24 protein-coding genes are annotated in these 24,503 nt (G+C 37.1%); 16 read left to right on the top strand and 8 right to left on the bottom strand.

Going from position 1 to position 24,503, the window contains the following annotated elements:
• Positions 1-7 precede the first annotated feature (7 nt).
• Complete coding sequence (locus PLEUR7319_RS0113925; RefSeq protein WP_019505849.1) at positions 8-2,929, bottom strand: hybrid sensor histidine kinase/response regulator; 2,922 nt, start codon at positions 2,927-2,929, stop codon at positions 8-10.
• Between the two features lie 278 nt (positions 2,930-3,207).
• Between PLEUR7319_RS0113925 and PLEUR7319_RS0113920 the strand changes: the two genes are divergently transcribed.
• From PLEUR7319_RS0113920 to PLEUR7319_RS0113905, 3 genes are all read left to right on the top strand, one after another.
• The gene (locus PLEUR7319_RS0113920; RefSeq protein WP_019505848.1) at positions 3,208-3,897 is read left to right on the top strand and encodes a hypothetical protein; all 690 of its coding nucleotides are present in this window, start codon (positions 3,208-3,210) and stop codon (positions 3,895-3,897) included.
• Positions 3,898-4,151: 254 nt separating this feature from the next.
• Positions 4,152-4,343 carry an NAD(P)H dehydrogenase subunit NdhS gene (locus tag PLEUR7319_RS0113910; protein ID WP_019505846.1) on the top strand — a complete coding sequence of 64 codons (192 nt, stop codon included), beginning with the start codon at positions 4,152-4,154 and terminating at the stop codon, positions 4,341-4,343.
• Positions 4,344-4,547: 204 nt separating this feature from the next.
• Positions 4,548-5,213: an HAS-barrel domain-containing protein gene (locus PLEUR7319_RS0113905; protein WP_019505845.1), complete on the top strand. Its 666-nt coding sequence runs from the start codon at positions 4,548-4,550 to the stop codon at positions 5,211-5,213.
• Positions 5,214-5,340: 127 nt separating this feature from the next.
• On the opposite strand, the gene PLEUR7319_RS0113900 is transcribed toward PLEUR7319_RS0113905, so the two are convergent.
• Positions 5,341-5,979, bottom strand: coding sequence for a DUF2808 domain-containing protein (locus tag PLEUR7319_RS0113900; protein ID WP_019505844.1), 639 nt, complete (start codon positions 5,977-5,979; stop codon positions 5,341-5,343).
• 193 nt (positions 5,980-6,172) lie between these two features.
• On the opposite strand from PLEUR7319_RS0113900, the gene PLEUR7319_RS0113895 reads away from it, so the two are divergent.
• The 5 genes from PLEUR7319_RS0113895 (at position 6,173) to PLEUR7319_RS0113875 (ending at position 8,651) form a co-directional block, all read left to right on the top strand.
• A complete protein-coding gene (locus PLEUR7319_RS0113895; protein ID WP_019505843.1) occupies positions 6,173-6,460 on the top strand; it encodes an RNA-binding protein in 288 nt (95 codons plus the stop codon).
• A 103-nt stretch (positions 6,461-6,563) separates the two neighbouring features.
• Complete coding sequence (locus PLEUR7319_RS0113890; RefSeq protein WP_019505842.1) at positions 6,564-6,791, top strand: hypothetical protein; 228 nt, start codon at positions 6,564-6,566, stop codon at positions 6,789-6,791.
• Positions 6,792-6,896: 105 nt separating this feature from the next.
• Positions 6,897-7,205 (top strand): hypothetical protein, encoded by a 309-nt coding sequence (locus PLEUR7319_RS0113885; protein ID WP_019505841.1) that lies wholly within the window; start codon positions 6,897-6,899, stop codon positions 7,203-7,205.
• Positions 7,206-7,295: 90 nt separating this feature from the next.
• Positions 7,296-8,168: a hypothetical protein gene (locus PLEUR7319_RS0113880; protein ID WP_019505840.1), complete on the top strand. Its 873-nt coding sequence runs from the start codon at positions 7,296-7,298 to the stop codon at positions 8,166-8,168.
• 81 nt (positions 8,169-8,249) lie between these two features.
• A complete protein-coding gene (locus PLEUR7319_RS0113875) occupies positions 8,250-8,651 on the top strand; it encodes a fasciclin domain-containing protein (protein ID WP_019505839.1) in 402 nt (133 codons plus the stop codon).
• Positions 8,652-8,963: 312 nt separating this feature from the next.
• Here the strand turns inward: PLEUR7319_RS0113875 and PLEUR7319_RS0113870 are convergent, their stop codons facing one another.
• Positions 8,964-9,527, bottom strand: a complete 564-nt coding sequence (locus PLEUR7319_RS0113870) for a carboxymuconolactone decarboxylase family protein (protein WP_019505838.1) — start codon at positions 9,525-9,527, stop codon at positions 8,964-8,966.
• Between the two features lie 111 nt (positions 9,528-9,638).
• Between PLEUR7319_RS0113870 and PLEUR7319_RS35300 the strand changes: the two genes are divergently transcribed.
• The 3 genes from PLEUR7319_RS35300 (at position 9,639) to PLEUR7319_RS0113855 (ending at position 12,271) form a co-directional block, all read left to right on the top strand.
• Positions 9,639-9,998, top strand: coding sequence for a helix-turn-helix domain-containing protein (locus PLEUR7319_RS35300; RefSeq protein ID WP_019505837.1), 360 nt, complete (start codon positions 9,639-9,641; stop codon positions 9,996-9,998).
• 254 nt (positions 9,999-10,252) lie between these two features.
• Positions 10,253-11,080 (top strand): nucleoside triphosphate pyrophosphohydrolase, encoded by an 828-nt coding sequence (gene mazG / locus PLEUR7319_RS0113860; RefSeq protein ID WP_019505836.1) that lies wholly within the window; start codon positions 10,253-10,255, stop codon positions 11,078-11,080.
• 18 nt (positions 11,081-11,098) lie between these two features.
• Positions 11,099-12,271 carry an FAD-binding oxidoreductase gene (locus tag PLEUR7319_RS0113855; protein ID WP_019505835.1) on the top strand — a complete coding sequence of 391 codons (1,173 nt, stop codon included), beginning with the start codon at positions 11,099-11,101 and terminating at the stop codon, positions 12,269-12,271.
• Between the two features lie 532 nt (positions 12,272-12,803).
• Here PLEUR7319_RS0113855 and PLEUR7319_RS0113850 read toward each other — a convergent pair.
• Positions 12,804-13,217: a hypothetical protein gene (locus PLEUR7319_RS0113850; RefSeq protein ID WP_019505834.1), complete on the bottom strand. Its 414-nt coding sequence runs from the start codon at positions 13,215-13,217 to the stop codon at positions 12,804-12,806.
• 213 nt (positions 13,218-13,430) lie between these two features.
• The gene (cobU, locus tag PLEUR7319_RS0113845; RefSeq protein ID WP_019505833.1) at positions 13,431-13,991 is read right to left on the bottom strand and encodes a bifunctional adenosylcobinamide kinase/adenosylcobinamide-phosphate guanylyltransferase; all 561 of its coding nucleotides are present in this window, start codon (positions 13,989-13,991) and stop codon (positions 13,431-13,433) included.
• 456 nt (positions 13,992-14,447) lie between these two features.
• On the opposite strand from cobU, the gene PLEUR7319_RS0113840 reads away from it, so the two are divergent.
• Together PLEUR7319_RS0113840 and PLEUR7319_RS35295 are read left to right on the top strand one after the other, a co-directional pair.
• Positions 14,448-14,840: an AbrB family transcriptional regulator gene (locus PLEUR7319_RS0113840; protein ID WP_019505832.1), complete on the top strand. Its 393-nt coding sequence runs from the start codon at positions 14,448-14,450 to the stop codon at positions 14,838-14,840.
• Between the two features lie 78 nt (positions 14,841-14,918).
• Positions 14,919-15,740 carry a CPBP family intramembrane glutamic endopeptidase gene (locus tag PLEUR7319_RS35295; protein ID WP_019505831.1) on the top strand — a complete coding sequence of 274 codons (822 nt, stop codon included), beginning with the start codon at positions 14,919-14,921 and terminating at the stop codon, positions 15,738-15,740.
• A 263-nt stretch (positions 15,741-16,003) separates the two neighbouring features.
• Here the strand turns inward: PLEUR7319_RS35295 and PLEUR7319_RS0113830 are convergent, their stop codons facing one another.
• Entirely contained in the window at positions 16,004-16,753 is a 750-nt protein-coding gene (locus PLEUR7319_RS0113830) for a YdcF family protein (protein ID WP_019505830.1), read from the bottom strand.
• Between the two features lie 241 nt (positions 16,754-16,994).
• Complete coding sequence (locus tag PLEUR7319_RS0113825) at positions 16,995-18,593, bottom strand: FAD/NAD(P)-binding protein (protein ID WP_019505829.1); 1,599 nt, start codon at positions 18,591-18,593, stop codon at positions 16,995-16,997.
• A gap of 250 nt (positions 18,594-18,843) precedes the next feature.
• Between PLEUR7319_RS0113825 and PLEUR7319_RS0113820 the strand changes: the two genes are divergently transcribed.
• Complete coding sequence (locus PLEUR7319_RS0113820; RefSeq protein WP_019505828.1) at positions 18,844-19,470, top strand: acetyltransferase; 627 nt, start codon at positions 18,844-18,846, stop codon at positions 19,468-19,470.
• Positions 19,471-19,526: 56 nt separating this feature from the next.
• Here PLEUR7319_RS0113820 and PLEUR7319_RS0113815 read toward each other — a convergent pair whose 3' ends face one another.
• Positions 19,527-20,744, bottom strand: a complete 1,218-nt coding sequence (locus PLEUR7319_RS0113815; protein ID WP_019505827.1) for a glycosyltransferase family 4 protein — start codon at positions 20,742-20,744, stop codon at positions 19,527-19,529.
• A gap of 113 nt (positions 20,745-20,857) precedes the next feature.
• Here PLEUR7319_RS0113815 and PLEUR7319_RS0113810 point away from each other — a divergent pair, with 113 nt between their 5' ends.
• Together PLEUR7319_RS0113810 and PLEUR7319_RS0113805 are read left to right on the top strand one after the other, a co-directional pair.
• Positions 20,858-21,460, top strand: coding sequence for a DUF1517 domain-containing protein (locus tag PLEUR7319_RS0113810; RefSeq protein ID WP_019505826.1), 603 nt, complete (start codon positions 20,858-20,860; stop codon positions 21,458-21,460).
• Between the two features lie 362 nt (positions 21,461-21,822).
• Positions 21,823-24,435, top strand: coding sequence for an ATP-binding protein (locus PLEUR7319_RS0113805; protein WP_019505825.1), 2,613 nt, complete (start codon positions 21,823-21,825; stop codon positions 24,433-24,435).
• The last annotated feature ends 68 nt before the right edge of the window (positions 24,436-24,503 follow it).

Below are 24,503 nucleotides of genomic sequence, written 5' to 3'. Positions count from 1 at the left end.
ATACTTGCTAACTATGAACAATTTCTTGAACCAAGTTAACGATTTCATCAAAATCAAAATCATCAACTTTATTCTGCAACGCCTGAGTTAAAAAAGTGTGCTCTTCAGGAATTTGGTCTAATAACTTGGCGATCGTATCTTCGTCTAACTCTGATGCAGCTTGTTCTAAATGGATTAACCATTCACTAGACATTACTTGTAAAGCAGTAGGTTCCAAAGAAAATTCAGTGGCTAGATGGGCTTGGATAGCAGCAGATTCAGTATTTTGGGCGTAGATGTAACGTACTCCTAAATATTGCGCTATTTTTTCAAACAAAACTGATTCACGAAATGGTTTACGGACAAAATCGTCACATCCAACTGATTGCACAATTGCTCGCTCCTCCTCAAATGTAGATGCGGTTAAAGCAATAATATAAGTAGTTTGCTCTTTTGAATGTGATTTAATGAACTTAGTAGCTTCGTAACCATTCATTATAGGCATTCGCATATCCATCCAAATTAAATCAGGCTGCCACTCCGACCAGATTTCCACAGCTTCTTTGCCGTTGACAGCTTCTTTTACCTCAAACCCAATTGGTTCTAAAAACCTTAAGACAATTTGGCGATTTTCCCAGCGATCATCAACAACTAAAATGCGATAACTAGGTTGATTGGGTTCTAAACCAATAACTCGTTTAATTTGTTGTGGGAGCTGTAGTTCTTTTTCCAGAGCTGGTTCAGCAACAATTTTAAATTTAAATACCGTACCTCTTCTCAACTTACTACTGACAGTAATATCTCCCCCCATTAGTCGCACAAATTTGCGACTGATAGGTAAGCCTAAACCCGTTCCTTCTTCAGATTGCCTGCCAGTTTCTGTTTGGGTAAAAGCATCGAATAGAGTGTCTAATTCTTCAGGAGCAATGCCCGCACCAGTATCTTCGATTTCCCATAATAGAGTTTGACCAACGGTCATAGGGCAAAGGCGATTCGGTTTGCCGCATGCGTCCGTCGTTTTATTTATCCTCGAATGGGGACGGCGGAGTAATCTCTGACTACTGGCTGGATCTGGTTTCACCCTCAGAGTTACCTTACCCTTCGTAGTAAATTTGAGAGCATTATTCAGCAAATTAATTAATATTTGACGCAGTTTGCGTTCGTCAGTGCGTATATACTGTGGAGTATCAGGATGGCACTCAAACACAAGCTTTATGCCTTTAGCTTCGGCTTTAAACTCTAACATTTCTTCGGTGGTACTGAGGAGTCGATATAAGTCAAAGCTTTGAGGATTAAGAGTAGCCCGCCCTGCCTCTATTTTCGACAGATCCAAAATATCGTTAATCAAAGCGAGTAAATGCTCTCCACTGCGATTAACGATAGCTAGATTAGCTAATTGCGATCGCGTTGCCGATTTGTCCCGTTGCATAATTTGGGTAAAACCGAGAATGGAGTTCAGAGGAGTACGTAACTCATGGCTCATGTTTGCCAGAAAGTTACTTTTGGCTTGATTAGCTACTTCTGCTGCTTCTTTAGCTATTTTTAGCTCCTGAGTACGTTCTTCAACCCGCTTTTCGAGTTCTTGATTAGTTCGATCTAATTCAGCATTCGATATTTCTAAAGCTTGATTGGTAGCATCTAGTTGAGCAAAAGAAAATTTTAACTGACTTGTCATCAAGTTAAAAGAATTAGCCAGTACTCCCAATTCATTAACTCTGGGAATATTTACGGTCTGAGCTAAATCTCCACTGGCGATCGCCTGACTAGCATTACTCAAACCTCGAATAGATTCAGTTATCCAGCGAGAGGTCATCATGCCCAACAAAGTTGCGATTAACAATGAAGCTACACACAGTAAAATTGTACTGCGGGTATTGGCGTTAATTTCTGCCATAAAATCGGATTCTGGCATCGCTACCACTACCAGCCAATCTAAACCTAGTTCGTCTTTCCAAGGGGTTACTTGGGCAAAATGACGTTCTCCTCTGAGTTCAAAGTCGAATTGTTGCTGATTATGGATGCGCTCAAAACTGCCAAAATGTTGTTGGATGTATTTTGCTGATGCTTGAATGAGGTAATTAGTACTGTCTAAGACATTGATTTGTTCTGCTTCGCCATTGACCATTCGATATGGTTGTTCAGCATCAGAACTAGCAATTATGGAACCGTCTGGAGCGAAGATAAATACTCTAGAACCTGGACTAATTTCCAGTTTACCCAAAAAATCATTGATTCCTTTGAGAAGCAAGTCAACTCCGGTTATGGCAGTTAATTGTTCGTTTTGATCGTAAATGGGAAAGCTTACGGCTACAGATAAAATATCGGGAAAACCATCCCAGGCATAAATTTCATTCCAGATCGGTTTATTGGCTTTGCTTGCTTCTTCATACCATGATTCTTCTAAAGGAGAATATTCAGTGTCGTCCACAATTTCCTGACGATTACCCTGGTTATCCGTACCATAAGTCAAGGATTTCCAACCAGTTTCAGCAGAAATTTCATCAATAGTAAGACCATCATTTTCGAGCCATCTTCCTGCACCTACATACTCTCCTGTTGGCAGAGTATAGTCGATGTATCCTATATTTTTATATGCTTGCAACTGCTGCCAAAAATACTGTCCACTAGTCTTGTAATTGTGTAAATCTATCAAGCCCAACTTGATGGCATTAGCATTAATGCGAGCAATATTTTTAGCAGTTGCTAGATAATTATCTAAATGTACAGCAACGCGATCGCTTACTTCTGCTTGTAGATTTCGAGCCAGATCGTTGACTGCTTTTTGTCCATTACGAAACGAAAGAAAACCAGTAATTCCTACCGCAGCGAAAATTTGTAGTATAAATGGTACTACTAAGATTAAGGGTAAGGGTAAGGGTATCCCTTTTTTGAATTCAGATGTTTCACTACTACTAGCTGTTGATAATTTATTTTCTGACTTCAAGTTCATTGGGACTTAAGTTGAAGAAAGCTAGCTGATGCATTCATATTTACTAAAAATATTATTCCCTGCTATTGCCTAAAAATTACTATTGGTCAGGATATTATTTTCATAAATAATAAACTGTTATTCAAATATATTTGAATGACTTATCGAGATCATCAAGCGGTCTTCAACAATACTTCTCTGATACTGTATACAATTTGAGTTTATTTGATTTTGGTCTGTATGTTTAATATTTTTTTAGGGAACAATAGAAATAAGTTCTCTGGAGGTGAGCATTTATTATGCAAAATGATCAGGTAAATAACTTGAACTACGGTGCAACTGATGCAAAAAATCATCTTAAAGCCAGACCAATACATTATGACTTTTCCTATAAAAATCCCTTTCCTTCACACAAAACCATCGATCAACTATTACAAGAAGGATATGTAGGAGTCGATCATAAATTAGCTCTTGATAATGCTTTTGCTGCGGTAGCACATAAATTTCAGAATCAGATCAGGTGGACAATAAGTAGTCAAATTGAATCAGAAATATGGTTAATGACTACTGATAAAACAGCTTTATATAAACTATCGGAATTTATGCTTAGTAAGTTTAGCTGGTCTCCGATGATCTATACTGCTAAACCTGAAGAAATCTTTATTTTTCAACCGCAAAATGCCATAGAAAGAGCAGCAATTGAAGCTACTATTTCTGGTGAATATGGTTGGCAGGGTTCTTTATATTCCTTAGAATTATATGAATACCAAGACGATGAGGCTGGATTTATCTTTGCGACCAAACCATTGGGTTCATCAAAGCAAGAATGGTTACTAGTAAAACTTAATTTTAGTAATTATACCGGCTCTTGGAGTCACCATGAAGGTACATTAGAGCAAGTGTATTATATCTGGAAAGAAAAAATACAACTTTCCGAGCCTAACTATAATCCTACTGCTGATGAAATACTAGATGCGATTAATGAATAATAGACTAAGCTTTGACGCATTCAAACTGCATCCCCAGATTTTGGGAAAGGGAATAGGGAATAGGCAACAGAATATATGCAACCTAGGTGAGTCTAAGCTTACTGACACACATGAATTATGGAACATTAATTTACTTGGTCTCTGACAAAAAACTATATTTTTACAGATAATTTAAATTTCACAGATAAAATTTAAAATTTACTTGGTAAGCTTGATAAAATAAACTCTATCTACAAAGCGATCGCATTTAATATATGATTATTCTCCCTGGTGCAACTGTTAAAGTTACAAATTCTGATGACATTTACTACAACTTTCAAGGTTTAGTACAACGTATAGATGATGGTAGAGTTGCCGTATTATTTGAAGGGGGTAACTGGGATAAACTAGTCACTTTTAATTTATCTGAACTTGAAGCTGTAGATTTAACCAAGAAGAAAAAGTAGCAGTTTTGGCTCAAAGAAAAGTCTTTATAAATATGGCGTGACTCTGCTATCAAGATCATAATCATATTTGATTACTTGCTTAAATATAATCACTACTAACTGCTAATTAGGAGTTGACAATATCAACTCCTAACCAAAGATAGAAATTATTAGCGAATTAGTAAATTCTGGTTTTTCCTGTCGCACCCTTCATCCGTATAGAATATGCGTCTTCCTCTTCCTCAGTTGACAGTTGACAGTCGTAACCCCAAGCATATCGGGGAGGTAATCGAAACTTCCACCACCGAGTTTTTGGCTCAGTGCCTAGAACCAGAAGACTTAAAATTTCCCGTGATGCCACCTTTCGGTAGTTGGATTAAATCCTTTGATGAAGAATCAGGTAATAAAATTCTGGCGATCGTCACTTATGTTACGACTAGTCCGATTGATTCAGTTCATCGTGCTAGGGCTTTAGGCTTATCTCTAGAAGAATTACGAGAGCAACAGCCTCAAATATTTGCGATGCTCAAAACTGAATTTAAAGCAGCAATTGTTGGTTTTGAAATGCCCAGTGATGAAAATGGAAATAGCGCTAATTTAGGTCGAGTGTATCAATATCTACCTCCTCGCCCTCCCCAAATTCATCAATCTGTTTATCATTGCGATGCGGAAGAAGTGATTCGCTTTACTGAAAATTTAGACTTTCTCAGAACTCTTTTACAAGTCAAAGACATTCCCGTAGAGTCTTTAGTTGCTGCTGCTGTGCGAGATGTTTATCGTCTGCGACAGGCTAATCGAGATTGGCTAGTTAATGTCGGTCGAACTCTTAGTACTCTTTTAAAGGATGATTACGATCGCCTACGTTATATTCTCAGTCAAATTCACTGGTAACAATAAACATAGATATTCTTCTATTCATAAAGTATAAAATTGATGGCTGCTAGATTAAATTTTACCGAGGAGTGCTGAATCAACCGAAGGTTCAGTAATTAGTAATCAGTAATTAGTAATCATCAGACTATCTGTAAAAGCTATCAAAGTTATCAAAGCTGTCATAAAATTGTAATCTTCCTGGCCCTAGATACATGCCACGAGATTTCTTGCCTGTAGGAAACGCTGTTACGCCAAATAGGTATACTCCAGCCCAATCAGGATTTCTTTTGGGCTTTAAGCCAATGGTTATTCGGTTGCCAGGAGGAATTGGTTGGTCAAATATAACGGTAATTTCTCCTGTGGTTTCATCATGAAAAGTAGCAATATCGAGTTCCTCTTGTTTCTGATGACGATCTCCCAGATAGGATTGAGTTTTATCTAGTCTGAATTTAATCTTATCCCCACCCGTTCGCTGTTTAAACACCACTTTTTGTAAGGATTCACCGACATCATTTGGTAATTCTAAGTCAAAATAATAAATTGCTTGTCTTACCCTAATTCCATTGAAGGTAGTACTGCTCTTTACTAATAAGACAGCTGATTCAAACGCCACTGTACCATCGGGAGCTTGCACGGCATAAGATTGAATACAAATTGAACCAATGATAGTAATTAAAGCGGTAAACCAAGCCAAATTCAATTGAGGGCGACCCAGATTAACTGTAATTATTTTGGAGAGAATTTTGCTTATGGATATCTTAGAAGAAAGGGAATGCTTATACATAACTTAACTAACTCTTTAAAACTAAAGTGGGAACTGTTTTCGATAAAGGTGTTAGTATAATGCTGGAGAATAAAGATATAAAGATAGAATTTATTTTCAGTATTACAGGGTTTAGCCACAAAGTATTGATTTAGCTTTTTTCTAATAATATCGTCTCTCTCAACGCAATACTTATCAAGGAGACAATCGATTTATGTCAATTTATGTAGGCAACTTATCCTACGATGTCAATCAAGAAGACTTAAATGAAGTCTTTGCCGAATATGGCACTGTCAAACGAGTTCATATCCCTACCGATCGTGAAACGGGACGTGTTCGTGGTTTTGCATTTGTAGAAATGGAATCGGAAACAGAAGAAGATACCGCTATTCAAGCCTTAGATGGAGCTGAATGGATGGATCGGAGCATGAAAGTCAATAAAGCTAGACCCAGGGAAAACAGAAATTCTTTTGGTGGTGGTCGTCGAAATAATCGCTTCTAAGCTTCAAACTTTAATTTAATGACGCTTCTGGGAATCAAAGGGATTAATTCCATAGGCATTTCCCTAGAAGCGTTTTGTTGTTTCAATGGAGATCGATTGACAGATGGCGAAACGTCGCAACGCTAAAAAAGAAAAAGCAGCTCGGAACAAAATTAATGCTCGAAAATTCCGCAAACCATCATCACGTTATTCCAAAAGAGGTAAAAGATGGTCTAACTACAATAACAACAATAATGAGAGTGGAGATAATAAGCCTGCTGAAACTAAGTCTAATCAATCTACATCGTCTGAATCTACTTCTACTGCTGACAAAATAGATCATCAGGATTGAAACTACGGATTAAAGTTAAATACGCTGGGTTAAAAATGTAAAATATCTATAGTTTTGGTGATTTGTAAAACCCAGCATTTAAGTATAGATTTAAAGATATCAACGATGACTAAAGCTTTGATAAAATTCTCTTCCGAAGACTGTGGTGTATGCCATAAAATGTCTTTTTACGATGCCAAAGTTGCCAAGGAACTAGATTTGGAATTTATCGATGTCAAGATGCAAGATACTGCTACTTATCGCAAGTATCGCCAGATTTTGATGGCACAATATCCCGATAAAAAGGATATGGGATGGCCTACCTATCTTGTTTGTGAATCACCTGAAGGAGATTTTCAAATTGTCGGTGAAGTTAAGGGTGGTCATCCTAAAGGAGAATTTCGTAGCCGTTTACAAGCTATTTTGCAAGGATAAAAGAATAAAGTAGCAACAATTGAGAGTGATCTTAGCCTTTATTCTTTAAAATTCCTCATCCTTCATCGTTTATCTATTCTCCTTTTTAATATGAGTCAATCAATTATTGAACTAGTCGATAATCTCCCAACCGACAACATCACTGTCAAAGTCCTGAGAACAATTAGCACCTTTGTTCCTGGTAAATGGGAAAATTTAGTCGGATTTGACCAGACAATTACAGCTATTACTGGAGTAACTAGTCCTCAAGAAATAGCCAAAATTCGCGATCGCGCCCTAGCTTTGTATGAAGAAAAGAAAAGAGGCTATCAAACTGCTATCTGGCTATATCGTACTGTAGACAATACCGATAAAGCGATCGCGGCAGCCGCGATTGCCGATAAACTGGGGGATACTTTTCGTTTTATTCCCTTACTGGACAAAATAACCCCCAAAGCCGATTCAATTCAAAGTGTCGATCTCAGAATCAAATTAGTAGCTGAATTAATTGTTTTTAGTAAGCTTAATGGTTTGACTCTTAACCCGGTTCAGTTTGCAACTGCCCTGAAAGATAACTATCAAAACGAAGCTTTCTTACGTATGGTTGCCTTAGTATGTATTGATGGCATTCTACCACTAGGGGTTAACTTTGTTGATCGCATTAAAAACGACTTGGAACAAAGAGATAATCTTCAAAGTAATCCTGCTTATGATGCAGTAGGAGATTTAATTCCTGGAGAAAACAAACAAGACTTTATTGATCGCAGCTTTAATGCTGCCGGAGATTGGATGGATAATCTTAGCCAAAAACTGGGGATGACTCCCGAAACTTTATCTCAAAAACTAGGGGGATTTATCGAACTGGCTGATGGTAAATTAGACTATCTAGCAGCATTTTTAGATGGTTCGACTAATTTCTTTGAACATACGGGAATTCAAACCGTTGCTCGTAGGTTAATCATCCAAGCAGCTAAAGAAGTTTAATTGGGATTTTGTTGTTTAACTTTTATTTAGATCGAGTCAAATAACTATACATTTTTTAAATTACATTAAGCTAAAAAAAATATGGCTGATATTGTTGATATTGCAGTAGAGACAGAAGGCTTCAGCACATTAGTAACTGCGGTTAAAGCGGCTAACCTAGTAGAAACTTTGAAAACTCCAGGTCCATTTACTGTTTTTGCCCCTAATGATGCTGCATTTGCCAAACTTCCTCCAGGGACGATTCAAACATTAGTACAGAACCCTCCACAATTAGCCCGAATTCTTACTTATCACGTCGTAGCAGGTAAATTAACTAAAGCTGATTTAAACAAGGTTGATTCAGTTCCTTCAGTGGAAGGTTCACCTATACCCATTGATTGTTCTAGCAATTTTGAAGTTAAAAATGCCACAGTAATTCAAGCAGATATTGAAGCTGATAATGGAATCATTCACGTTATTGATAATGTTATTTTGATGGGATAGAGCAAATTTTTGATTAACTTATTTACTCATAACTTTTAGCAATCATCAATTATTAAAATGTTAGGACATTAAAATTGATTGATTCGGAAGTGATGAGTAATGAGTAAAAATTTTTTGATTGATACTTTTAGAAAAATGTCCTAACTTTAGTGCGTAATGCTAAACTAACGTGAGTTCGGAATTCGGAATTCGGAATTCGGAGTTCAAAGTTACAATTCTTCCCACGAAATCATAGGGAATACAAGCATCTCTCAAGTGATGAATTATGGAATTTATCGTTTCATCAAACTGACGTTAAACTAAGCAAGTGAGTTATTTTCTGAGTTTAATAGTTGGTTTTTTCCATTTATAAGATTGGACTACATCGTCTAAAGGCGTACCGGTAATCGAGTTTGTATAATTGCTCATGGTTTTGATTGCTATTCCTAAAATCACTTCTAGAGCTTGTTGAGCTGTATATCCTGCTTGATAGAAAGTATCTAAATCTGATTGAACTACTTTACCTTTAGAACTAATTAGGGATTGTGTGAAACGTCTTAATTCTTCATGACGAGTATTAGATAATTTAGCACCAGTTCGGAGAGCTTCAATATCCTCTTGGGCCATTCTGGCTTGTTTAGAAAGTAGTGTATGCCAGGGAACACAGTAATCACATTCGTTTTCAAAATTAGCAGTCTGATAAACTATTTGACGCTCAACTGGAGATAAGGATGTATTCTGAAATAAACTCCAGCAAGTAGCATAGGATTCTAATAAAGTTGGTGCTAAAGCCATTGTTTTTTCTAAGTTAGGAATCATCTTAAATTCCTCTTTAATTTTGGCTAATATGGGGCGTGCTGTTTCAGGTGCTGTAGTTTCATCAAAAAGGGGAAACATAGTGAATGCTTGTCCAAACTAGTTAATCAACGATTAATCATGGTAGTGATTTGTTTGAGCATCGTCTAGTAAGTACTTTTGGGTAAGGTAGATACTTATTGGTTGTAATTTATGGCTACAGTAGAAGAAATTAATTATCGAGATGACGCGGCGCGGACTAGCCAAGCCCCTCGTACCAGTTTTAACTCTATGATTGCAGACTGTTTGGGTTGTAAATGGACAGTATTATTGATGGAACATATTATCCAAGGAATTAATCGTCCTGGAAAACTGGTAAAAGTAACAGATGGATTAACTACTAAAGTACTTAATCAATGTCTGAATCGAATGATAGACTACGGTATTTTAGAAAAAAAATCTTTTGCAGAGATTCCACCTAAAGTTGAGTATTATTTAACCCCTTTTGGCTCGGAGTTATTTCAATTACTCCGAGAAATAAAATTGTTACAAATTAAATATTTTGGTGATTAGATAAAGCACAATTATTTAACTGATGTTACGCACTAATTAATCTGTTGAGGCGGGGAAAAGGTTAAGGGTTAAAGGGAACATTGTTCTGTTTTATCGATTATTAAAATCATTGATTTCTCGTTGTACTGTCTAACGTCAGTTATTTAAGAAGTTATGATCCTTGATATCAAGATTTGTCGCTTTATCAATTATTAAACAAAGAGCGTTAGTGATGTAAAGTTATAGAAAATCAAATTACTTAATATTGCTTAATCATGACTTACTCTGCGACCACAAATCAATCAATACTGGATGCATTGCAACGTTTGATTGAAGTAGTTGCTCAATTGCGATCGCCTGAGGGGGGATGTCCTTGGGATTTGGCACAGACCCCAGAAACTTTGATCCCCTATGTAATTGAAGAAGCCTATGAAGTAGTAAATGCGATCCAAAGTGGCGATCAACAAGCGATCGCCGAGGAGTTAGGTGATTTGTTGTTACAGGTAGTATTGCAGACTCAGATCGCCAGTGAAGCTGAAGATTTTACTTTAGAGGAGGTTGCTGCTGGTATTACCGAAAAACTGATTCGTCGTCATCCTCACGTTTTTGGCAATCTAGAAGTTAACAGTGCAGCAGAAGTTAAGCAAAATTGGGAACAAATTAAGGCGGTTGAAAAAGGTGAAACTCCAGAACAGGCTCAGTTACTCAGTCGTAAACTCAAGCGTTATGCTCGCAGCTTACCACCTTTAATGGCAGGGATGAAAATCTCGAAAAAAGCAGCCGCAGCAGGTTTTGAATGGGAAAATGCGGCAGGAGTCTGGGAGAAGTTTGAGGAAGAGCTGGCAGAATTTAAAGCAGCTCTCAAAACAGAGGATAAAGCTCATCAGCAAGCGGAATTGGGTGATTTATTATTTACCATTATCAATATTGCTCGTTGGTACGATTTAGATCCCTTTGATGGCTTACAGGGAACTAACAGTCGCTTTATTAAACGCCTTTCCATGATGGAAAAGTTCGCCTCGCGTCCCCTAACAGATTACGATCTCAATGAGTTGGAGTCTCTGTGGCAGAAGGCTAAAACACAATTAAAAAGCGAGAAGTAACAAGTTTAATAAGAAGAAATGAGGACATACGATTGGATTGTAATTGGCGCGGGTATAACAGGTGCCTGTCTTGCTTACGAGCTTGGCAAACAAGGTTTTAAGGTCTTGTTGCTAGAGAAGGATACTAGTCCCGATAATGCTACTGTTTATAGTTATGGTGGCTTGGCTTATTGGTCGGGGACAGATGAATTAACTCGTACTTTAGGTCAAGAGGGAATTGAGCTACATCGAAATCTAAGTGAGGAGTTGGAGGGAGAAACTGAATTTAGAGAAGTTGATTTAGTTTTAACTATCAATCGCCAAGACGATCCCGAAATGGTCAGTCAAAATTATAATCATTTTGCCATCACTCCAGAGTTGTTAAGTGTCAATGATGCCTGTGCCTTAGAACCGTTACTCAATCCCAATGCGATCGCCGGAGTACTGAAATTACCTCACGGTCATATCCATCCTCAAAAAACTACTAATGCTTATCTCCAGGCTTTTGAGCGTAAAGGAGGCACCATAATTTGTGAACAGGTAACAGATTTTTTACGTCAGGGAGATGATGTAATTGGAGTGAAAACTGAACATAATCAATATCACAGTATTAATACAATAGTCTGTGCTGGAGGGCTATCGCGATCGCTGCTGCAACAAGCCGGTATCAACGTCAGCAACTTTTTTACTCATTCTCAATTAATTGTTACTCCTCCTTTAGATTTGGAATTGGGCACTATAGTAATGCCAGCAGTACAGCAAAGATTTATGCTGGAAGCTAAAGCCAAAGAATTAGAGGGAACATCTGCTTGGAATCCGCCTTATGATGAACCTACAAGAATAATCCTCGACCCTGGCGCAGTACAATTTAGGGACGGTAGTTTGTGTCTCGGTCAAATTAGTGCGATCGCACCTAACCCAGAAGCCAAACTAAATCCTTTTGCGGCCGAAGCCCAAATTCGCCAACAAGTAAGCAATATTTTACCCCTGTTGGAAGATGTACCTGGTACTTGCCATAGCTGTCTCGTGGCTTTTAACAATCAAGCGATCGCTCTGCTCGGCAATCTGGCAAATATTAAAGGAGTTTACTTATTTTCCGGCTTTACCAGTACCTTAGTGTTTGCTCCTGTGTTAGCCAGACGTTTTGCTGATTGGCTTGTAGGCAAAGAAGACAAGATAATTGAACAATTACAGTCAGTAATTAAAAATTAATTTTCTTATAAATACTTTTCAGTCTATTCGTCGATCACTTGTATCCTAAAAAAAGTGACTAATATGTGCCAAATATGTGACTAATGATCTATGATGTATAGTCAACATAACTTGTTTGCCCGCCTCATTACAAGGTGGGTTTTTATTTAAGTTTTATTAGACTTAGGGAGGTAGTTTTTACAATCCAATATAAATTATATTAACCTTTCAATATGAATTGTAAAAATAGAGTTTAACAGAGTTATGATTTAATAATCAACAAACAAAACAGAAGACAGTGCAAGTATAAATTACTAAGACAATATTAAAGATTAATTTAGATACAATTGCATAAAAAAACTGACCTAACGTAATTAATAAATGTAAGAAACACACATGATTCTTGGGTACTCAAGTTGAAAGATATCATTCTGATCCAAAATGAAGGTGATTCTGGGAAATGTTCGACAAGTATCGTCTCTAGTTAAAAATCAACAGTATGACAATATTTGATAACTTTTGAGGGAATAGGTATTTATTTTCTCAAAAGTTGTTAGTTAGTTTTCAATCGTGATTTAATTTTGTTTAATTGTACATAGTTATTCACTGGCGATCGCGGCGCTGGTATTTCTAAATTTGGCCAATTATCCAAATCACTACAAGCGCAGTCTAGAGGTTGAGTACCAATTTCAATCATCGGCACCGGCATGGCACATCTAGCACATTCATCAATATCCCAAGCAGGAGAAAGTAACTCTTCAATAGTCTCTCTACTTCCTTCGAGATAGCAATCCTTGCCACTAATGCTCATAATCTTCTGCCAGCACGCTTCGAATTCTGATGAAAAGCGATCTCTATCGATAACTGGCTGAGGTGATAATTCAACTTCCCCATTACGCCACATCAGCTTTTTGCCTAACTGAAACCAGTAAGCCAAATAAGTCCTAACTTGTGTTGCTGATGCCATAAAATTTAGTCTCCATTGTTTAAAATGTCTAAAACGTAGGTTACTAAAGAAAAGACCTTAAATTAAAAGTTAAGATATTTAATCAAATAAGCTCGTTATTGTCATAATGCTTGTCTGATTGATATACAAATAAAGGCAAGCATTTTCCGAAATATTTTAATCTTTATACTTACGATCTTAGCTGCCAATCGAGCTAAGAGAAGGATCTGTAATCTAGATTTCATAATTACTTAAGGGTTCACCCAAAAGGCTCAAATTGAGAATATGCCCACCCACCACTAGATAAGCAGTTGTATCGGCAAGGTTGCTAATTTTCCTGGATAAAAACCCCAAGCGATCGCGAAAAAGCCGCCCCATTGGATAAGCAGGTACCACTCCCCATCCTGTCTCTTCAGATACCAAGATAACTGTAGCTTTAGTCATTTTGAGGCTCTCCAAAAGGCGATCGCTCATAATTTTCCAGTCTAATGACTCTAAAATTAAAAAATTTGCCACCCAAGTGCCCAAAGAATCAATTAATAAACATTCTGAACTTAAAGCTCGATCAATAGCTGAGGATAACTGGTTAGATACTTCTAAAGTTTGCCAACTTCTTGGTCTTCTTCGCTGGTGTTGCCTAATTTTAGTTTGCCATTCTCGATCATTAGCATCCACTTTGGCAGTAGCAACATAAATCACTGTTTTATTGGTTTTTGCTGCTAGCACTTCGGCGAATTCACTTTTTCCTGAACTAGACGCACCAGTAACTAAAGTGATTTTTTTACTATTTAACATCTGACTCACTAAAGTTCATCAACTCATTCTGGATAAAACTGAAAAATAAATAATGACATTACAAGCATATTAAAAGCAGAAAAATTGTGGATGACTGTCAACTTAATAAAATTACAAAAAAATAATCAAGGCGAAGTCAAAATCTGAATAGCATTTATGAAGAACCAAAGTCAAGATTATTAATTGGTCATCTTCATTAAATTATTATTTAAAATAACTCTCGTGTTGGACTTTTAGGGAAAGTAAAAAAAAAGATAATCTCAAAATTAAGAAAGAAATTGTGACCTTGGACTAAAATAATTTAAAATAAATAAGGTAACATTCTTAAAAAAAACTAATTATCAAAAAAAAATTGTGACAACCGAGAGAATTAACGGTATATTTCTTATAATGTCAAATAAGTCTAAATAATTCTATTTTTTATTTGACAGAAATCGGAGGAAAATTTCAATCAATATGAGTGAAACTGCTACAGCCCCATTAACAGGAAAAGCTTTACTTCAAAAAGTAAAAGAGCTATCTCATTTACCCAGACGTGAAACAGCAAAAAAGTGTGGCTATTATACTACCACTAAAGACAAGCAAACACGCGTAAACCTAACTGATTTTTATGATGCAGTGCTTGCTGCTAAGGGAGTTCCCCTTGATCCCGAAGGAACAAAAGATGGTCGTGGACGTGAACCTACTTATCGAGTAAGTGTTCATAAAAATGGTCAAATTGTCATTGGTTCTACCTATACCCAAGCTATGGGATTGAAGGAAGGAGACAAATTTGAAATAAAATTAGGTTATAAACATATTCACCTCAAACAAATTGATGGTGATGAAAATGGTGCAGCAGAAAATTAGTTATTTAAAAAATAAATTTTCTGATTTAAATCGTCTTTGATAACGAGGGCGATATGCTGTTATCCACAAATACTCAAGATGTTCGATACATCCTGGTTTAAAGTATTAACCTTTTTTGGAGTATGGGCTGCTATCTGGTTGCCAATTGCGTTTACTGTATCTCGATTAATCGGCTGGCAACCAAATCAAATCTTAACACCAAAGCAAAAGTTAATTTTCTTAGCATCTCTATACGTTCTAACTCCGCTAATTATGGAGTGGAAAATTAAAGTAGAAAATTTATCTTTAGCCGAACTTGGTTTAAGACTACAGCCCAGTATTCTGCTTTCGATATTAATAGGGCTATTTGTTAGTCTAGTTAGTCTAACGCTTATTTTTACCCTAGAATCTATCTTTAAATCGGTAAGTTGGTATTGGCAAAATGGCAAAAATTTATTGCCTTTGCTTTTTCCTATTTTGTGCTTGAGTTTACTAATTAGTCTCATCGAAGAATTAATATTTCGTGGTTATACATTCAATACATTGCTAATTGATTATCCTTACTGGTTTGCTGCTGCTATTTCTAGTATTATTTTTGCTTTCTTACACTTAATTTGGGAGAGAAAAGAAACACTTCCCCAAATTCCTGGGTTATGGCTGATGGGAATAGTATTAATCGGAGCTAGACTAGTAGATGAAGGTAGTCTGGGTTTAGCTATAGGACTTCATGCAGGATGGATCTGGGGTTTGACTTGCATCGACTCGGCACAGTTAGTTACCTATACACAAAAAGACAATTGGTTCACTGGAATAAATCAACAACCTCTAGCAGGAATAGCTGGTATTTTGTGTTTAATTTTAACGGCTGTTACTCTATGGTTGCTCGGCAATGCAACACATATAGCGGATCTTAGATACTAGCTTGTTATGGTTCGGAATTAGGAGTTAAAAACTATATAAGTAGGTGGGTGTAATTAAATATAAAATGCCTACGGCAAGAGAATAGGAAAAAGGGAACAGGGAACAGGGAACAGGGAACAGGGAACAGGGAACAGCTTAATAGTATGGTTTTATAAATTATTCTGCCTACCTACTTAATATCAACTCAGTTTTTAATTAAGACATGATGATCTGTAAAGGCAAACAGCAGTTTGCCCTTGAGAAAGATAATGCTATTGATTTAATTAATTTAATAATGATGTTGAATCAGCTAGTTGTGGTAAGACAATGGGACAAGGTTCGTCTATTCCTTTAGGTGATTTGCCTTTAAGAACTTTGTTAACATCTCCATGAGTAATCAGAGATTCTTTCCCTAGTAAACCGTAATAAAGCATATAAAAAGCTAATTTTTTAGTTTCTCTAAATACTTGCTTCCGAGCATCTGGGTATTTCCACCACTGTTGAGCTGCTATCTCAGGTGAACTAGGAGTCGAATAGGCAGCAATTTTCATGTCGTTCCCCAATACTTGTTGAAAACTCCATATTCCTCTTCGCAAATGATAGCGATCTGAAACTAAGACGATTTTTTCAACAGGACGTTCAACTTCTTTAAGTTTGCGTTGAAATGCCTGTGCTTCATTAAAGGTACTTCTAACTAACTCACCACAGTACAAACTATCATTGGGGATATCATACTTAGAAAATATACTTCGATATGATTCGAGATCAGATAAGGTTTCATCAACTCCTGCTGCATAGTAAATAGCGTTAACATTACCTGTTTCAAATAGTTTGATTAAAGTTTCCAAACGTTCTTCACTTCCTGACAACAAGACAGACATATCCCCTGTGGGATTACTCTCTCCCGCTGCCAGCCAATTACCATAACTAATAGCGAGGGGTTTCCAGGAAACACTAGCAAGAGAAAGTAAGCCAACCAGAGAAAAAATCGGTATTTTATATTTCTGGGGTATTTTGGTAAAAAAGTTTTTCATCGGACAATTTTTAGACAGTGTGGGCTGCTGAAAATTTTTACAGCTTAAAAATGTACTTAAGTTATAAAAATGCTCAATTTACCAATACTATAAATGGAATCGGTTATGTGATTAATTAAATTTATAAAATTTTTCCGAGCGTTGAACTACGGACAATAAGTCAGCACAGTCATAGGTTTCTTTAAAAAATTGGTCACATTACAACTACGTAATTATTAAATATTTGGCTCAAGCCAATTGCTTAAACTAAAATTTCTGCTAACTGCTGTGAGAGCTTGATGATTCTGCCACAACTTTCAGCGTGCCAGACTTTTAGTTTATTGTTGATGTTGCCTGCTACAAGTGGACCCATTAAATAGAAATTCTCATTAGCCTCAAAATTTTCATTCATTTCAAAACCACACTTAGAATTATTGGGAATGCAAATTTTTTGTTGAACTAAATTCTTGATTAAGGGGGAAGATGATCTGGTTAAATCTTGAAAGCCGGCACAATTGATCACCACAGCAATTGGACTAGTATACTTTTGTTTGGATTCACCATTGGAAATTGTAAATTCAAAACCTGTTCCCCCTGATGCCAAAGAAATAGTCCTGACAAACTTACCTTTGAGAAATTCTAATTTACCCTCAAAGATTAGTTTTTCAACTACGTCTAGATAATCGGAGCCAGCACGTCTTTGATATTTACCGATTTCAACTCCATATTTAGTCACAAACAGTTTTTGTTCGGCAAAACTAAGTTTATTCAGAGCATCAATTACACTTTTGGAGATAATCGTGTAAGTACTATTGACGGTTTCATTGTTTTCTAGAGCAAAATTTACATCTTGTTTAACTGCTTCTAATATCTGTTCCGCTGTAAAATTCTGACCTTTTACTAAGGATGTTAAGTGATAGGGAATAAATGTTGTCGAAACAGGCTTGTTGTCAATGCGATGGGGGAACTGAGCATTGGGGGAGAGCACTATAAATTTGCTAATTAAGTCTTGTGCTTCAGGAACATCATTAAGGCTATAAAGGGTTTCTAGAGCACTAGCATTAGAACCGATGATCAATACTCGATTGTCGCGATTATCATCAGATTGTTTCAAATACTTAAAAATACGCTCAACATTATCATCTTGAGAAGACTCATACATATTTGCTACAAAGCAAAAATTATTGTTGGTACGGTTAGATTGTTCTGAAACATCAAATTGATCGAGAAAACCAATTTTATTGGGTGGACTCCCAATAGCCAAGATCACTTTTTGCCCTAGGATATGGGATTCATCTTTTACTTGATCGGAATATTCAATTTGATAGATATCATCTAATTTTTGGATATTAGTTACATCTGCAGCAAAAAGATTGCATTGAAGATATGCTTCTTCTTGAGCTTCTTCAAGCAGTTTTTCAACACGGTCTTTTATGTATAAGCCAAAAATATATCTTGGTATAAACAATTCATCCCAATCACCTTGAAGCATTGACTTTTCATAAGATAGCAACCATTCTCTAGAAAGTATTCCAGGTCTCTGTTCTAAAGTGTGAAATATCAAAGTATAGTTTGCAGCTAACCAACTGATAAACACTTCGCGCTCGGGTTGTGGCAAAAACTCTTTCAGAGCAGTAATGATTAAAGATTGTCTGCCAGATCTACTACCATAGGGAATTCCACTCCAAAATTCACCATATTTATCTAGTACTGCGATCTTGATTGTCTTTGCAGGCAGGTGGCTTTTTAATCGCTCAATATAGTTTATTATAGTATAGGAACAGGCTATACCCGAGCCAACAACGATAATATCGTAAACTTTTGGCTTGGAACTAGAAAGCTTATTCTGTTTCTTGAACACAGTATTATTTCCCAAGTAACTCTAATATAGAAATTAGTTCATAAATGGGATTAAATAAAGCGTTTAAGAAAAATATTTAAAATCAACAGTAGTGACTAAAATTAGTTTTAAATTGGCGATCGCTATATAACAATTTGAATCTGTTCACTCCCTTGCTCCAAAAACTTTAAAATTATTAAAAAAATGCGAGTTTAATATACCTTTAACTTAAACTGCTAATATTTTTATTTGTTATTGTTCAGTTGGTTATATGTACTTGTACGGAGCAGGTGGTCATTCCAAGGTTATTACAGATATTCTCAATAGCCTCGGTGTCGAAGTGAAAGGGGTATTTGACGATAAACCCTCTGGAGCTAAGCTGAAGACGATGGAAATTGATTCAGGTATTCGAGTTCAGGGAGAAAGTTTTCCTAAGTTGGATGCGCCATTAATCATAAGTGTGGGAGACAATTTACGACGAGCGGAATTGGATGCAATGCTCCGAAGTAATGCGGAATATGGCCAAGCAATTCATGGCACAGCGATCATTTCCGCCAAAGCTTCTATTGGTGTGGGCACAGTGATCTTACAAGGAGCGATTGTACAATCTGCAGCGAAAGTTGGCCGACACGTTTTAATTAATACAGCGGCAAGTATTGACCATGATAATGAGATTGGGGATTACGCTCATATTTCTCCCCACGCTACTTTATGTGGTCATGTAAAAATAGGAGAAGGAACTCATATTGGTGCTGGTGCGGTGGTTATACCTTCAATACGTATTGGCAAGTGGTGTACTATTGGTGCGGGGACGGTAGTAATTCGAGATATTCCTGATTACGCGACTGCGGTGGGTAATCCAGCCAGGATTATCAAGTTTAAAAAACCACCTTTTTAAAAGTCTTGGCTCTAAGCTCTAAGCTTTAAGCTTTAGAGTTTACCTAAGTAAATAGCTTATAGTTGTGAAACTGATTCTTGAACCCATTGCAAATGTTGAGGTAATAGCTTAGCTAGATCATAGTGTTCTAAAATAGTTTCTCTGGCTTTAGTGCGAATTGCTGCCATTTTCTCAGGGTTGTCTAGAGCTTCAATTACGCGATCGCCAATTTGTTGAGGAGAAAAGAAATCGACTAATAAACCATTAATTCCATCTGTAATTACCTCGGTAACGGGAGCCGTATCAGAAGCAACGATTAAACAGCCTGTAGATAAAGCTTCCAGCATTGACCAAGAAAGCACAAAAGGACGAGTAAGGTAGATGTGAACCGAAGAAGCCTGCAATACTTGAAGATATTCACTATAAGGCAGTAAATCAGTAAAATGAACCCGATTTAGGTCTAAAGGAAACTTCTCCAGCATAGCTTCTTTGTAAGTTTTCCCGTCGGGGAGATTCTTGCCATAGGCGACACGATTTTTGCCCACAATCACAAAGTGACATTCAGGTCTTTTCTGTTGCAGGAGGGAAATCGTCTCTATTAGTTGGGGAAAACCGCGATAGGGTTCCATCCCTCTGGCGACGTAAGTGATAATTTCTGGAACATGAGACAGATCGAGGTTAATCCGGGGGAGAAATAACTTAGCATCTGGTAGTGGTTGAAAATAATTAGTATCTATGCCATCGTGGTGGACTTTAATTTTGCTGTGGAATTCCTGGGGAAATTGCGATCGCTGCCAGTTGGTGGGAGATAGTCCGCGATCGCAAGTAGCTAAATCTAGTAAAATTGGTGCATTTTTGATTCTAATTCTGGCTTCATCATCAGCAGTTATCGGATCGCTGGGGTCAAAGCTAGCATCTGAGCCATAAGCCTTATAAAACCATTCAAAATAACATAGCAAAGTGGCTTTTGGAAAAATATCTTTCATGAACAAAGTTGGACCCCAACCAGAATGACCATAAACTAAGTCAGGATAAAAACCTTGGTCTTTTAATTGCTGGGCGACGCGATACACCGCTTGAGCTTCTAAAACTGCATTTTCTAATGGTCTAACGTAATGGTGAGTTTCGGGACGAGCGGGACGAGATTTTTCATAAATCACTTTTTTAACCCCTGCGATCTGACCTTCGTGACGATTGGTAGCATAAACAACTGTATTTTGCGGATCTTGTCCTAATACTGTGGCTAAATGGCGGAATTGAGCAGGAAAATTAGGGTGTAAAAATAAAATTTTCATACTTTGATACGCGGTAAAATTACTAGCTAATTTATTCGACCTAATTTTAGCTTTTGACGAGTAAACAATAGTAATAATGGTAAGTTAATAAATAACCTTAAGCTTTACTGACTATGACTTCCTGGCGCGATCGCATTTCCAAGTTTAGTGGCAAAACCCGCTTTGTAGTTTCTCGTATTTTTATTCATCTGGCAGGCGAAGAAATTGCTCCTATGTTAGGAGTGCTTAACCGTGTGGCAAGAGAAGCAATCGAAGCCGAGGGAGATCTAGAAGTCTTGGGGGAAGGATTAGTTGCTGTCTGTCAAAATCTCTTACAGATGAGTAATTACTGGCAATCGGCTGCTAATGAAGGAGATGTCTTGTGGGACGAAGGAGAAGCAGGAGACTACGTCAATGAATTATTTACCGACTCCGCCCAAAGATATCTCAGTGAAATTGATCCCACTCAAGATATTGACGATGACCAGCCTTTATCTTTACCGATAACTAGCAACTTGGTGATCATTTTAACCGTTGCTTTCGAGGGCGAATCCCCCGATCTGGAGAATAATTTAGCAGATATAGAAGCTTTAGAATATGGACTCAAAGCCCTGATCAATCTTCACTATCAAGAACAGCTAAGAGCAATTCAAATTCATTTTTCGCCTGCTAAGTTAGGAGATGAACTTGACAGTGAACAATTATTACTTAACTTTCCGGAGTTGATTCCACTTTAAAAAATGGCATTACTAATAGGGAATCTTTTAAAGGGAACAGGGAATAGGGAATAGTGACAAGAATGGTGCGAGGATTTAAACCTCTCCCAAACTCCTTCCGTCTTGAAAGACAGGGCTTCAGACCAAGGGAACAGCGCGTGGGCTACGCTGAGTCGCACGTAGCTAGTAGAACCACGTAAGACGGGAACAGAAAAGCACTGTTGCCCGTTACCTATTCCCTATTCCCTCCAAGGCAACAGCCTTGGTGAAATTTAAGGAACAGATGATTTTAAAATTTACGAAATGTTATTTTAGATAATGCTTTTGGGAACCTTATAAGTATTAATTCTCCAATATTTTTGCTTTGATGATTCCCAACATTGATGAATAAGTTGCAACCCAAAAAGCATTTCTTAATAATTGAAGAGCAGAATGAACAACGTACCATTAACCTGGAATCAAAAACTTGTTCCATTGGTCGTGCTGCTCATAATCAAATCGTATTGAATTCATCTCAAATTTCCCGTTATCATGCAACCCTACTGAGGATTACAATACCTGGAACTGAAAGTCATCAGTTCCGTCTGATTGATGGAGATCTCAATGGTCGGCGTAGCAGAAATGGCATCAAAGTGAACGGCAATGTTTGTTTTTCTTTTGATTTACAACATGGAGATGTAATCACATTCTGTGAAGATATTATCGCCACATATCATGCAATAGCCGAACCATCAGCAACCAATCCATTACAGCCTTCACTCTTTTTGGAAGATGAGCAAGACTTGATGATCCCTTCTGGTTTTTTTGGTGATCTAGACAATTCTCGTCGAACTGATTACCGTAAGACCTTAACCAGTAATCCTGATCAAGCTGAAGAACGAACAACTTTATCTAAGCAAAAGGAAGAACAACAAGCATCAATTCAACATTCATTAGAACGGTTAGCTTCTTTTCCCGAACTATTTTCCGATCCGATTGTAGAAATCGATCTTAAAGGGAATATTACCTATCTAAATCCAGCTGCTATCAAAAGTTTTCCTAGTCTTAAGCAAGATAAATTGCAACATCCTATTTTAAGGGGAATAATTCCTTTAGTTAAAGCTAAAGAACAAACTGCACTGGTACGCGAAGTTGCCATAGAAGAAAAAATTTTTGAACAGTCCATCCATCTAATTTCTACCAGTAAATTAGTTAGATGCTATATCTCAGATATTACCAAACGTAAACGAGCGGAAATATTACTCAAAAAAGCACACCAAGAGTTAGAAGATCGAGTTGAAAGGCGCACCATAGAATTAGCTGAGAGTAACGAAACCTTAAAAGCTGAAATTGCAGAACGGGAGCGCGTAGAACAAGAAATTCGTCTATTGCAAACTATTACTCAAGCCATTACTGAAGCATTTAATTTCGATGGTGCGATCGCCATTACTTTACGTAAGGTTTGTGAAACTGTGGGCTGGAGTTATGGCGAAGCTTGGCTTCCTAATGAGGTAGATAATATTCTCACTCTAAGTCCGTCTTGTTACAGTAATACAGGAAAACTAAAATCTTTTCGCGAAGCTAGCTTAGAATTCAATTTTGCTAGTGGTGTTGGTATAGCTGGAAGAGTATGGTCTAAAAAGAACTTCGAGTGGATTGAAGACGTTACTCAACAGACTGAAGCATCTGTTGTTAGAGGCAAAATTGCTCAAGAATCAGGATTACAAACTGCTTTAGGAGTGCCAATTATTGCCGATGAAAAAGTAATTGCTGTATTTGTCTTTTTTGATTTTTCGACTCGTACAGAAAATAAGGGAACAGTAGAATTAGTCAGCTCAGTTGCTTCTCAGTTAGGTCTGATTATGGAGCGCAAAAGAGCTGAAGATGCTTTACGCTCAAGCATGGCAACTAATCGAGCAATTCTTAATGCGATTCCCGATTTAATCTTTCGTATTAGTAGAGAAGGTGTTTTTGTTAATTACAAAGCTGCTACGGCTGAAAATTTGCTTACCCCTAAGAAACAATTTCTGGGCAAACACATTAAGGAAGTATTTCCCGAAGAAATAGCATTGCCAACCTTAAACTGTATTGAACGGGCTTTTATTACTGGAGAGTTGCAGATTTTAGAATGTCAACTTCCCACTGAGGATAAAATTCACAGTTATGAAGTTCGGATTGCCATCAGTGAGGTTAATGAAGTAATGGCTATTATTCGCGATATTACGGAACGCAAACAAGCAGAAGAGGATATCCGGAGAACTTTAGTCCAAGAGAAAAAACTCAACGAACTTAAAAGCCGATTTGTGACTATGGCTTCCCATGAATTTCGGACTCCTCTAGCTTCGATCCTATCTTCTGCCGAGCTATTAGAACATTACAGTCATAAATGGAGCGAAGCCAAAAAACTGAATCACTTACAGCGTATTCAAGCTTCAGTCAAACACATGACGGAGTTATTAAATGATGTTCTCCTACTTGGTAAATCCGATGCCGGCAAGTTAGAGTTAAACCCGTCTCTAATTAATCTCCCTCAATTCTGTCAAGATATAGTCGAAGAAATACAGCTTACTACACAGACTCATCAAATTCTTTTTCAAAGTAAGTCTAGTTTAGAGGCTGAAAATAGTTGTAATCAGCAATCAGATTTTAGTGAGAATGATATTGTCAAGGTCTATATGGACGAAAAAATGTTGAGGCATATTTTAACTAATCTGCTGTCAAATGGAATTAAATATTCTCCAGATAGTGATCGAGTCATTTTTAATTTGAGTTGCCAATCGAAACAAGCCATTTTCCAAATTCAGGATTTTGGCATTGGAATTCCTCCCGCAGATCAAGATCAATTGTTTGATTTTTTTCATCGAGCTAATAACGTAGGTACAATTCCAGGTACTGGTTTAGGATTGCCCATTGTCAAAAGATCCGTAGATTTACATCAAGGAACAGTTACCATGAACAGCGAAGAGGGAGTTGGTTCAACTTTTACTGTTACTTTGCCTTATCTAGTTGTCGAATAAAGGTTATAAATTAAGCAAGACCTTAAGAGGTCGATTTTATATTAATTGACAAATTAATTATTAATTTC

It is taken from the genome of Pleurocapsa sp. PCC 7319, from assembly GCF_000332195.1.
Lineage (GTDB): Bacteria > Cyanobacteriota > Cyanobacteriia > Cyanobacteriales > Xenococcaceae > Waterburya.
Note: the sequence above shows the minus strand (reverse complement) of the source record. Positions and strands in the feature narration are given on the sequence as shown.